The sequence below is a fragment of the Brachybacterium halotolerans genome, assembly GCF_016623465.1.
GTDB lineage: Bacteria > Actinomycetota > Actinomycetes > Actinomycetales > Dermabacteraceae > Brachybacterium > Brachybacterium halotolerans.
The window spans coordinates 726,401-737,211 of record NZ_JAEDAJ010000001.1; the positions used below are offsets into that span (position 1 = coordinate 726,401).

Below are 10,811 nucleotides of genomic sequence, written 5' to 3' on the forward strand. Positions count from 1 at the left end.
GGGTCCGGGTCTCCGTCCGGGTCACAGCAGCAGGGCGATGATCGCGCCGATCACGAGGACGGCACCCGTGAAGGCCGGGATCGCCCAGTCGCCCGGCGTCGCCGACGGGCCGGCGCCTCCGCGCAGGGCCGCGGGGGCGTCGGGCCCCGCCCCGGCGAGCGCGTCGGCCCGACGGTCCGCGAGTCGGCACACCACGAACAGTCCGATCGCGAGGACCCCCGCGAGGACCATGTACAGCGGGGTGCGGTAGAGCCACCAGTACGGGGAGAAGTGCACGATCGTCACCGCCGCGAGGACGATCGGGACCTGCCGGTGCGCGCGGCGCAGGATCAGGTAGATGAGGATCGGCAGCGCGAACACCTGGGAGACGGCGAGCGCCGTGGACAGCTCGTCGAGCAGCGAGTCCTGGGGGCGCGGTCCGGCGGCGGTCAGGGCCATCAGGCCGAAGGCGATCGGCAGGGCGATCACCCCCTGCAGCAGCACCGCGTACGCGCCCGCGCGCTGCCCGCGCCATCGCCAGACGCCCGCCGCGAGCAGCCAGGTGAGGCCGTAGGCGAGGAGGAAGGCGAAGCCGTGGTGGTTGACGGTCGCGAGCTGGCTCAGATCCGTATCCATGCCGACGGTCTACCAGGGTCGGCGCCCGCCGTCCCCGGGTCCGTGCGAGGTCAGGACATCTGTCGTGGGGCACCTCGTGACGCCGGTCCCTGATCGCTCTCTAACCCGGCCAGCACCTCGCGGATCACGGCCGCGGGGTCGCTCGCGCCCATGATCGCGCGCACCAGGGCGACCCCGGCGACACCGGTCGCGGCGAGCGCGGGGACGTCGGCGGGCGTCACGTCGCCGATCGCGACGATCGGCAGGCGCGTGTTCGCGAGCAGCGTCCGGTAGCCGTCGATGCCCAGCGGCGTGCGACCCGAGTCCTTCGTGGGCGTGGGCCGGAAGGGACCGGCGCCCACGTAGTCCAGCAGCTCCGCCTGCGCCTCGGCGGACTTCACGAGGTCGAGGGTGCCCGTGGTCAGCCCGATGATCGCGTCCGGGCCCAGCAGCGCGCGAGCCGCGGTGACGGGCAGGTCGTCCTGGCCGAGGTGGACGCCGTGCACGTGCGCGCCGCGCGCCCGGGCGGCGAAGGCGACGTCCGCCCGGTCGTCGACCAGGACCCGGCACGCGGGAGCGACGGAGCCGACCGCACGGGCCACCGCGGTCACGAGACCGAGCAGCTCACGGGCCTCGAGCCCCTTCGCACGGACCTGGACGATGCCCGCGCCGGCCGCGGCGGCGGCAGCCGCGGTCTCCACGGTGCGGCGGTCGCTCCCGGAGGTCACGAGGTAGCAGCGCAGGTCGAGCGGCGCCGGGGCCGCCCCGTCTCCGTCCAGGCCCGGGTGGTCGTGGGCGTAGTCGTGGCCGTGGTCCCGATGGTGATCATGGGGCAGGGTCATCGGTCCTCCTCGGCGGTCTGCAGGGCGTGCTCGCCGATCTCGTCCAGGGCATCGAGCAGGGCGGTGCGAAAGGCACCGGGCCGCGGCGCGCACCGAGCGGCGCGCTCCCCCGCGACGTCGAGCCACACGGTCGCGGCGTGTGCGGCGTGTGCGGCGCGAGCGACACGAGCTGCGAGGTCCGATGGCCCGACGGGCGGATCGGGGGGCCCGATCCTCTCCACCGCGACGAGGCACGCGGCGGTGAGCGCCCCGAGCAGGCAGCCGGTGCCGGTCACGCGCGTGAGCAGCGGATGGCCCCGTCGGACCTCGATCCCCGGTGTGCCGTCCTCATCGGAATCACCCGTTCCTGCACCTGCACCTGCACCTGCACCTGCACCTGCACCTGCACCGACGATCCGGTCGACGGGACCCGAGACGGCCACCGCCCCGCCGGTGAGGGCGACGATCTCGCGGGCGGCGCCCCGAGCGCTCTCAATTCCGTCGCTCGCGTCGGCCCCGCGTCCGCCGGACCCTCCGCGCAGCGCGAGGACCTCCGAGGCGTTCCCGCGCACCACGTCCGGACGCAGCCCCACGAGCTCGCGGGCGAGGGCCGTGCGCACGGGCGCGCGCCCGATCGCGGTCGGATCGAGCACCCAGGGGTGACCGGCCGCGATGCTCGCGGCCACGGTCGCGGGAATGCCCGACATCGCATCGGTGCTGAGGGTCCCGAGGTTCACCAGCAGCGCGTCGGCCGCTCCGGTGACCACGGGCGCCTCGGCCTCCGTCTCCGTCATCATCGGGCGCGCGCCGGCGGCGAGCAGCCCGTCCGCCACGATGCCCATCGACACCGTCGCGGTGAGGCAGTGGACGAGCGGCGGGCACCGGCGCACCTCGGCGATCACCGGGGCGACCGCGCGCAGGTCCGCATCGTCGCCGTGCTCGTGCGGATGCTCGTCGTGGCTCATCGCCCACTCCCGCGGCCGTCCCGTGAGGCAACGGCATCGAGGTCCCGATCGATCTCAACCGCCGACAGCCGCGGCCCGAGCGCCGCGCCGAGGACGAGGAGGATCCCGCCGAGCACGAGCAGCGCGAGCACCGCGGCGCGCGGCCCGAGCAGCGCCGAGAGCCAGGGCAGGTAGAACGGGTAGAGCGCGGGAAGGATCAGCGAGAGGCTGTAGCCCATCCCGTAGCCCGTGGACCGCACCGACGTCGGGAAGCGCTCGGAGAGGTAGGCGGAGACCGGCCCGTACGCGGCGACGGTGACGACCTGGAGCGCCGCGGCGAGCACGGCCGCACCGGCCAGAGTGCTCGAGCCCACCGCCGTCCACCACAGCACCGGGCCCAGCACGGTCGCCGCGATCCCCCACCCGATGAGCAGTCGGCGCCTGCCGGTGCTCGTGGAGAGATGCCCGGCGAGCGCCATCGCGAGCGCCTGCGCGCATGAGGCGATGCCCATCGCGACCGAGACGCTGGTCGCCGGAAGGCCCGTGTCCTCGCCGAGCTGGGCGGTGAGCATGATGACGGTCGTGTTCGTGAGCAGCCACAGCCCCGTCATCAGGGTGAAGACCTGCCAGAAGGCGCACGCCCAGCGTCCGCGCAGCATGGCCGCGATGCCCGTGACGGCGGGCTCGTCCTTCGGCTCGGGCCCCTGGGGCCGCTCGCGCTCGCGCCGGGCGATCGGCGCGTCGACCACGCGCCGTCGGTAGTAGACCAGCATGCCGAGGGAGGCGAGCGCCCCGAGCACGAACAGCGCGCGCCAGCCCCAGGCGGCATAGGCGTCGGGCCCCAGGACCAGCAGCAGCGCGGCGGTCGCGAAGGCGATCGCGGCCTGCGCCCACGGCGCCATCGAGAGGATGAGCCCGCTCATGATGCCGCGCCGTCGCGGGGCCGACCATTCCATGGCCAGGGGGATCGCGGCCGAGTACTCGCCGGCCACGAAGATCCCGCCGAGGAAGCGCAGGCAGAGGATCAGACCGATCGTCCCCGCACCCAGCAGCTCATGGGTGGGCAAGGCGGCGATCAGCAGGGCGCAGGCGGCCGTGCCGGTGATCGCGACCTTCGTGGTGCGCGTGCGCCCCAGGCGGTCCGAGATCCTGCCGAAGACCATGCCGCCGACGGGCCTGCCCAGCATCATCGCGATGACCACGATCGCTCCCGTGGTGGCGGCGATCCCCGGGCCCGCGACGACGGCGAGCGCCGGGGTCAGCGCGGTGAGCGGCAGGAACACGTGGACGTTGTCGATGAAGTTGCCGACCACCCCGGCGCGCAGTGCGGCGCGGCCCTCGGGCGGCAGCTGCGGCGTCGGCCCCGCCGGCGGCGGGTGGGCCGCGGCGGCGGTCGTGGTCGGGCTCTCGGGCAGACGTGACCGCATGGCGGACATCCCTTCGTCAGTGCGAACTGCATCAGGTTCCACGGGTGTGATCTCAGCGCGCGCGGCGCACCCCGTGTCCGGCTCGCCAGTATTCCAGAGCCGCCGACGGGGCCGCGGCGCCGTCCGCGGCGACTACCCTTGCCACGTGAGCACTTCGAACCGTGGAACCGCCGACCGCATCGTCTGGGTCGACTGCGAGATGACCGGACTGGACAAGGAGAAGGACGCGCTCGTCGAGATCGCCGTCCTGGTCACCGATGGTGACCTCAACATCCTCGGGGAGGGCGTGGACGTGGTCGTCAGGCCCCCGGCCGAGGCGCTGGAGCAGATGGGCGACTTCGTGCGCACCATGCACACGAACTCCGGGCTGCTGGAGGAGCTGGACGCGGGCATCACCCTCGAGGCCGCGCAGGAGCAGTGCCTGGCCTACGTGCGCGAGCACTGCCCGGAGGCCGGCAAGGCGCCGCTCGCGGGCAACTCCGTGGGCACCGACCGCGTGTTCCTCGACAAGGACGTGCCGGAGTTCGCAGCCTGGCTCTCCTATCGCACGATCGACGTCTCGAGCCTCAAGGAGCTCGCCAAGCGCTGGTTCCCCCGCGTCTTCTACAACACGCCCGCCAAGCACGGGGGCCACCGCGCCCTCGCCGACATCCGCGAGTCCATCCAGGAGCTCAAGTACTACCGCGAGGTGCTGTTCGTGGCCGACCCGGGGCCGACGACCGCGCAGGCCCAGGCCGCCGCGCGCACCTTCGAGCTCACGGCCGACGGCGAGAGCGCCGACGGGTCCGACGACGCGGCCGCAGGCGCCGCGGGCTCCTCCGCACCGGCGGTGCCCTGGCTGCAGCGCGCCACCCATCGCACCTGGCTGGACTCCGAGGGCGAGGAGCTGCTCGTCTTCGGCGCCGAGTCGCTGCGGGAGGACGGCGGCTTCGGATGGCTCGACGAGGACGGCGAGCTCGACGGCGACAAGCCGGCCGAGCTCTGGGTGACCTGCCGCATGACCCACTGCTTCGCGCTCGCCACGATGCTGGGCAGCCCCGAGTACGGGCGCTTCGTGGACCACGGCATCGAGTCCCTGCGCACCGTCTTCAGGGACGAGGAGCACGGCGGCTGGTTCTCGAAGATCGCCGGGGAGACCGTCATCGACGACGCCAAGGAGGCCTACGCGCACGCGTTCGTGGTGCTCGCGGCCGCCTCCGCGACCGCCGCCGGACGCCCGCACGCCGCGGAGCTGCTCGAGGAGGCCCTGGGCGTCCTCGACGAGAAGTTCTACGACGAGGAGGCGGGGATGAGCGTGGACACCTTCGACCGCGCCTTCGCCGTCTGCGAGGAGTACCGGGGCATCAACGCGAACATGCACACGACCGAGGCCCTGCTCGCCGCGGCCGACGTCACCGGGGAGCGCCGCTGGCTGGACCGGGCCGTGGGCATCATGACCCGGGCGATCGACGAGTTCGCGCGCGAGCAGGACTGGCTGCTGCCGGAGCACTTCGACACCTCGTGGAACCCGATCCTCGACTACAACGAGGACAAGCCGGCCGACCCGTTCCGCCCCTACGGCGCGACCGTCGGCCATTGGCTCGAGTGGTCCCGCCTGGTGCTGCACGGGCGCGCCGCGCTGCTCGCGAAGGACGGCGAGGCACCCGAGTGGATGCTCGAGGCCGCGAACGCCCTCATGGGCAGGGCCGACGACGCCTTCGGCATGGACGGCGAGCCCGGCTTCCCCTACACGGTGGACTGGGACGGCACGCCCGTGGTGCACGAGCGCATGCACTGGGTCGCCGCCGAGGCGACCGCCGCCGCGGCCGCGATGTTCCAGGTGACGGGCGACCGGAAGTGGGCCGACCGCTACCAGGCCTGGTGGGAGTACGTCAGCGAGTTCCTGCTGGATCCCGAGCGGGGCAGCTGGCACCACGAGCTGGACCGGCGCAACCAGCCCCAGGCGCGCACCTGGGAGGGCAAGCCGGACATCTACCACGCCTACCAGGCCACGCTCATCCCGCGACTGCCCGTCACCCCGACCATGGCCGCCGCGGTCCGCGACGGCCTGGTCGACGAGATCGGCTGATTCAGCCTGGCGGCGCCGCCCTCACATGCGGCGCCGCCCTCAGCCCCGGTCGAGGGCGGCGTCGAGGCGCTCGATCTTCCCGTCGAGCTCGCCCTCGTGCCCGGGGCGGATATCGGCCTTGAGCACGAGGGAGACGCGCGAGCCGAAGCGGCCGGCCTCGGCCGTCGCGCGTCGCACGACGTCCATCACCTCGTCCCAGTCGCCCTCGATCTCGGTGAACATCGAGCTGGTGCGGTTCGGGAGCCCGGACTCCCGGACCACGCGGACGGCGGCGGCGACGGCGTCGTGGACGCTCGCGGCGTCGGATCCCTCGGCGAGGTCGCGGGTGAGGCCGGGATCGGAGGGCTCACCGGTGGGCTGGACGGAGAAGGCGATGATCATGCCCCCACTGTTCTCCCCCATCGGCCCGCGGGCAAGCGCATCATGCGCTGACGACGGCCCGCGGCTCCTCGAGATCCACTCCCGCAGCCGCGAGACCGTGTCCACGACGGGTGTCCCGGTCGTGTCGATGACCTCGACCTGCCACGCGCGCGGCCTCCCGGCGGGAGGCAGCCAGCGCTCCCATCGCATGCCCGGCTCGCCCGTCGCGACGATCACCTCGGGGGCGTGGGCGGGGTCCGCGGCGTGCCGCCGGTGCCAGCGAGCCCATCCCAGGAACGCGTCGACCTGCGTCGGCGACCACGTCCCGGGATCACGGGCCGCCAATCGGCGTCGGCGCACCTCGTCCGCGACGTCGAGGAGGCACACCGCCGCGCGCAGGTCTGCGACTTCCGGGACCGCCAGCAGTTCGCCGATCGGCGACTGGCCCGTGAGCAGCAGGTCCACACCGTGTTCCTCGAGCCGGATCGCCTCGCGCACCCACCAGCGCAGTTCGCGCTGGCGCCAGGCGGTGTCGGCATCGCTCGGCACGCCGCGCTCGTCGCTGTCGTGGACCACGAGGCGCGGAAGATCAGCGCACGAGAAGGCCGCCGTGGTCTTCCCGGAGCAGCTGGAGCCGGTCACGAGCAGGAGCATGCGGCGAGCCTGTCATGACGAGGCGGGATCCGGCTCCTGCTTTTCGGGCCTCTGCGACAGGGCCGGCCTCACCCCGCGATGGGCGGCCGCATCCCTCTCGGCATCGAGCCGACGGTGGGCCTCGATCACGCCCGCGCGCACCGCGGACCGGATCACCCAGTACGCGACGACAGCGACCGTCACCCAGAACATCACGAAGACCAGCAGCATGAGGATCTCCCACCCTGCGAATCCTCCCCCGTCGACCGCTCCCATGTGTGCTCCCCCTCGTCTGTCCGCCGGCTCGTGGGCCGACTGCTCCATCGGGCCCGGAGTCCTCCGGACCGATGCCCCAGTCTGCCGTGCCGGCGAAGTGCAAGGCGTCTCACAGCGAGAACCCCCGTCCGAGGGTGCGGAGCAGGGCCGACGCCCGGTATGCTTGCTTCTCGTTGCGGTCCTCGGAGCGCACATGGTGGTCGTAGCTCAGTAGGTAGAGCTCCTGGTTGTGGTCCAGGCGGTCGCGGGTTCAAATCCCGTCGATCACCCCAAGAAACGCCCTGGTGACAGGGCGTTTTTTCTGTCCGGAGGGTTATCCGGACATCGTCGTTGACACCAGCGGCGCCCAGCGAGCCGATGCACCCGCCGCACCGCACCCCGCTCTCATGCGACGCCGCCTCTCCCGCCTCCCACTGCAGCCCGCCACTGCCCGCCGCTGCCCGGGAATCATTCGAATCTCGATGGATTGGATTCATGATCGTTGCGCGGGAGATACCCCGCACCCATTCTCCGAACCCCTCGACCCGCGTGCGCACCGCGATCCGCCCTCACCCGGGCTTTATTCTTCCTCCATATCTCCCGTCAATTCACTTACCGTTCGTCCGCATTCCGTTCACCGCCCGTACACCTGACGTACCGTGCCCGTTCCCTCAGCCGGTGAAGTCGACCACGGATCCCCGTCCGAGCCTGTTCCGCGCACCTCGCCGGGCCAGAAACCAGCACCCGTCGATGCCGGGTCGCGACGCCGCGACCTGCACGCCATGGCCGCCGATGTTCCTCACCTGGGGTGATACCGCGTTCGCCCACCGCACCCGACGGCGGCCCGCCCCGCGATCACCGGCCCCGCACCCCGCCCTCGCCGCCCGTCCGCCGCGGTGGCCCCCGTCGGCCTGCGGGATCTCGCCAACACACCGACGCGACACGACCGATTTCCCGCGGCGATGCTGGGCTAGACTCGCCGCAAGCATTTCGGTCGCCCGCCCGGAACAACGAACGCATCGAATTCACGGGCACACGCACGAAATGCATCACAGACTCCAGGCGTCACCTCCTGCAGCAAGCGATGAGAGGCAAGGATTCACCAGATGACCGATCCGAAGCAGACATTCGACGTCGCCGTGTGCGGTTGGTGGTACGGGAAGAACTACGGGTCGATCCTCACGTACTACGGCCTGAACCGAGCGATCGAGAACCTCGGCCACTCGGTGCTCATGGTCCACGAGCCCCTGGGCTACAACGGCTTCCGTGTCGAGTGGCCGGACGACATCGTCTCGATGCAGTTCGCCGAGCGCGTCGGCTACCACACCACCCAGCAGATGCACTTCACCGAGCTGCCGCGCCTGAACGAGCGCGCGCGCACCTTCGTGGTGGGCAGCGATCAGCTGTGGAACCCGCTGATCGGCCGCGTGAACAGCGATCTCTTCCTGGACTTCGTCTCCGAGCAGAACAACCGCGTCGCCTACGGCACCTCCTTCGGGAACCGCGGCACGAAGAAGTTCACGCCCGAGTTCATCGCCACCCACGCCGCGCAGCTGCAGCGCTTCAAGGCGATCTCCGTGCGCGAGGGCTATGCGGTGGACACCGCGCGCGACATCTTCGGCGCGAAGGCCTCGCTGGTCGTCGACCCGGTCTTCCTGCTCCCCCGCGAGCACTACGACGAGCTCGCCGCGAAGGCCACGGTCGCCCCCGAGGGCGAGTACCTCAGCGTGTTCTTCCTCGACCCGACCGAGGAGAAGAAGGCCGTCGCGCAGGGCATCGCGGACAAGCTCGGCCTCGAGATCATCCGCGTGATCCCGAACCCTGACGACGGCATCGAGCACTGCCGGACCCTGTGGGCCGACGAGCCGCGCGCCCAGATCCTCGACGAGGACCGTCCGGAGAACTTCCTGCGCACCTACCAGGACGCGGAGTACGTCGTCACCGACAGCTTCCACGGCTCCGCCTTCGCGGCGATCTTCGAGAAGCCCTTCTCCTCGATCTTCAACACCAAGCGCGGTGCGGACCGCTTCAAGAACCTCATGAGCTCGCTCGGCTTCGACGAGACGCGGCGCGTGCGCGAGACCGACTCCCACGAGGACATCGCCGCGAACCCGAACGTCACCCGCGAGATCGACTACTCGACCGCCCGCGACTACATCAGCTCCGGCCGCGAGTCCTCGATGGCTTGGCTGAAGGACGCGCTGGACCCGAGCACCACCGGCTCCGCCGCGCTCTACCCGCGCCAGAAGCTCACGCTCACGGCGCCGGAGTTCGCGACCGGCGGCTCCGGCTGGAAGATCGCCCGTCGCGGGAAGCAGACCCGCCTGCGGGTGGCTCGCGACGGCGCCGTGCTGGGCAACCTGGTGTGGACCGATCTGCCGGAGCCGCTCGTCGCGGGCTCGGCCTACCAGCTGCGCATCGATTGGACGCCGACTACCGACGCCAAGAAGGTCAACATCCACGTGCGCAACCCCGAGTCGACGCGCTTCCGCGTCGTCGGCGCCGTGAACGTCGAGGGCGCACGCGGCCAGGCCCGCACCGACACGCTCACCTTCACGGTCTCCGAGCCCGGGTTCACCCAGTTCATGCTCGGCGGCGTGCACTTCACCGGCCGCCGTGCCGGGGCCGACATCCGCAGCATCGAGATCGAGCGGATCCCCACCGGCGCCCTCGCCGCGCAGGCCCCGGCCAAGCGCAAGGGCGGCGCCCCCGCGGGCGGCTTCTCCGCCCAGGCGAAGGCGCTCGCGCTCAAGGACTCCGAGCGCCAGGTGCGCTCCTTCGGCCACGCCCGCTCGGCCGACGGGGTCTCCGGCGCCCAGGCGCGGATGATCTTCCACGCGCACGCCATCGAGAAGGGGCTGAGCCGCAGCAACTTCCGACCCGGCTTCGGCGGCCGCGCGGTCCCGGGCCTCGCCAAGGAGATGAACGCCTGGCTCGCCGCGGATCGTGACACCTCGGACGAGTTCCTGCAGAGCTCGGCCGCCGTGATGAAGGCCTACTTCGATCGCCATGATCAGCTCGGCACCGACGTCTCGCACTTCCGTCAGCTGTTCTCCGAGGCAGCCCAGGCACTCATCGACGGCACCACCCATTCCGAGGGCGGCGTGCTGCCGGCCGGGCAGGTCCGGGAGCTCGTCGGCGAGGTGGAGAACGAGGACGCGGAGCGCAGCTTCCTGGACGTGGTCTACGGCCGCCGCAGCGTGCGCGAGTACACCTCCGAGCCCGTGAAGGACGAGGAGATCGCGCGCGCGGTGCAGATCGCGATGCAGTCGCCCTCGGTCTGCAACCGCCAGGGCGCGAGGGTCCACCAGTTCGAGGACCCCGACGTCATCAAGAAGGTGCTGGACATCCAGGGCGGCTTCGCCGGCTACGAGATGCCGCCCAGGCTGCTGCTGGTCTCCGCGGACCTGGACGCGTTCCTCTTCGCGCCCGAGCGCAATCAGCCGTTCGTGGACGGCGGGCTGTTCATGATGTCGCTGCTGCTGGGGCTCACGCAGGTGGGTCTGGGCTCGGTGCCGCTGAACACGGCGATGGGCACGGAGAAGGAGACCAAGATCCGCGAGCTCATCGACATCCCGGACCACGAGGTCTTCATCTCGTTCATCGGCGTGGGCCACTTCGACGAGAACGTCCTGGTGCCCCGTTCGAAGCGCACCGGCGTGCAGCGCGCGCTGGTCCAGCACAAGGACGCCTGAGGCGCGCGGAACCA

General features: G+C 71.6%; 8 protein-coding genes, 1 tRNA gene and 1 riboswitch. Of the genes, 3 read left to right on the forward strand and 6 right to left on the reverse strand.

Annotated features, from left to right (window positions below):
- Positions 1-21: 21 nt before the first annotated feature.
- From I8D64_RS03275 to I8D64_RS03290, 4 genes are all read right to left on the reverse strand, one after another.
- The gene (locus I8D64_RS03275; RefSeq protein ID WP_200501033.1) at positions 22-615 is read right to left on the reverse strand and encodes a DUF7010 family protein; all 594 of its coding nucleotides are present in this window, start codon (positions 613-615) and stop codon (positions 22-24) included.
- 50 nt (positions 616-665) lie between these two features.
- Positions 666-1,436: a thiamine phosphate synthase gene (locus tag I8D64_RS03280; protein ID WP_200501034.1), complete on the reverse strand. Its 771-nt coding sequence runs from the start codon at positions 1,434-1,436 to the stop codon at positions 666-668.
- Positions 1,433-2,380 carry a hydroxyethylthiazole kinase gene (locus tag I8D64_RS03285; RefSeq protein WP_200501035.1) on the reverse strand — a complete coding sequence of 316 codons (948 nt, stop codon included), beginning with the start codon at positions 2,378-2,380 and terminating at the stop codon, positions 1,433-1,435. Before I8D64_RS03285 ends, I8D64_RS03280 begins: the two co-directional genes overlap by 4 nt.
- Entirely contained in the window at positions 2,377-3,786 is a 1,410-nt protein-coding gene (locus tag I8D64_RS03290; protein WP_246482644.1) for an MFS transporter, read from the reverse strand. The genes I8D64_RS03285 and I8D64_RS03290 overlap by 4 nt, the downstream gene beginning before the upstream one ends.
- Positions 3,778-3,870: riboswitch (TPP riboswitch) on the reverse strand. It overlaps the preceding gene by 9 nt.
- A 61-nt stretch (positions 3,871-3,931) precedes the next feature.
- Here I8D64_RS03290 and orn point away from each other — a divergent pair.
- The gene (orn, locus tag I8D64_RS17710; protein ID WP_343068410.1) at positions 3,932-5,854 is read left to right on the forward strand and encodes an oligoribonuclease; all 1,923 of its coding nucleotides are present in this window, start codon (positions 3,932-3,934) and stop codon (positions 5,852-5,854) included.
- A gap of 39 nt (positions 5,855-5,893) precedes the next feature.
- On the opposite strand, the gene I8D64_RS03300 is transcribed toward orn, so the two are convergent.
- Positions 5,894-6,235, reverse strand: a complete 342-nt coding sequence (locus I8D64_RS03300) for a thiamine-binding protein (RefSeq protein WP_200501267.1) — start codon at positions 6,233-6,235, stop codon at positions 5,894-5,896.
- Positions 6,236-6,880: 645 nt separating this feature from the next.
- Positions 6,881-7,123: a hypothetical protein gene (locus tag I8D64_RS03305; RefSeq protein WP_200501037.1), complete on the reverse strand. Its 243-nt coding sequence runs from the start codon at positions 7,121-7,123 to the stop codon at positions 6,881-6,883.
- 196 nt (positions 7,124-7,319) lie between these two features.
- Between I8D64_RS03305 and I8D64_RS03310 the strand changes: the two genes are divergently transcribed.
- Positions 7,320-7,395 (forward strand) — tRNA-His (locus I8D64_RS03310).
- Positions 7,396-8,208: 813 nt separating this feature from the next.
- Positions 8,209-10,797, forward strand: coding sequence for a polysaccharide pyruvyl transferase family protein (locus I8D64_RS03315; RefSeq protein ID WP_200501038.1), 2,589 nt, complete (start codon positions 8,209-8,211; stop codon positions 10,795-10,797).
- Positions 10,798-10,811 lie beyond the last annotated feature (14 nt).

Coding starts and splice junctions, on each gene's coding strand:
- I8D64_RS03275 (WP_200501033.1), bottom strand. CDS start 615: ATGGATACGGATCTGAGCCAGCTCGCGACCGTCAACCACCACGGCTTC.
- I8D64_RS03280 (WP_200501034.1), bottom strand. CDS start 1,436: ATGACCCTGCCCCATGATCACCATCGGGACCACGGCCACGACTACGCC.
- I8D64_RS03285 (WP_200501035.1), bottom strand. CDS start 2,380: ATGAGCCACGACGAGCATCCGCACGAGCACGGCGACGATGCGGACCTG.
- I8D64_RS03290 (WP_246482644.1), bottom strand. CDS start 3,786: ATGCGGTCACGTCTGCCCGAGAGCCCGACCACGACCGCCGCCGCGGCC.
- I8D64_RS03300 (WP_200501267.1), bottom strand. CDS start 6,235: ATGATCATCGCCTTCTCCGTCCAGCCCACCGGTGAGCCCTCCGATCCC.
- I8D64_RS03305 (WP_200501037.1), bottom strand. CDS start 7,123: ATGGGAGCGGTCGACGGGGGAGGATTCGCAGGGTGGGAGATCCTCATG.
- I8D64_RS03315 (WP_200501038.1), top strand. CDS start 8,209: ATGACCGATCCGAAGCAGACATTCGACGTCGCCGTGTGCGGTTGGTGG.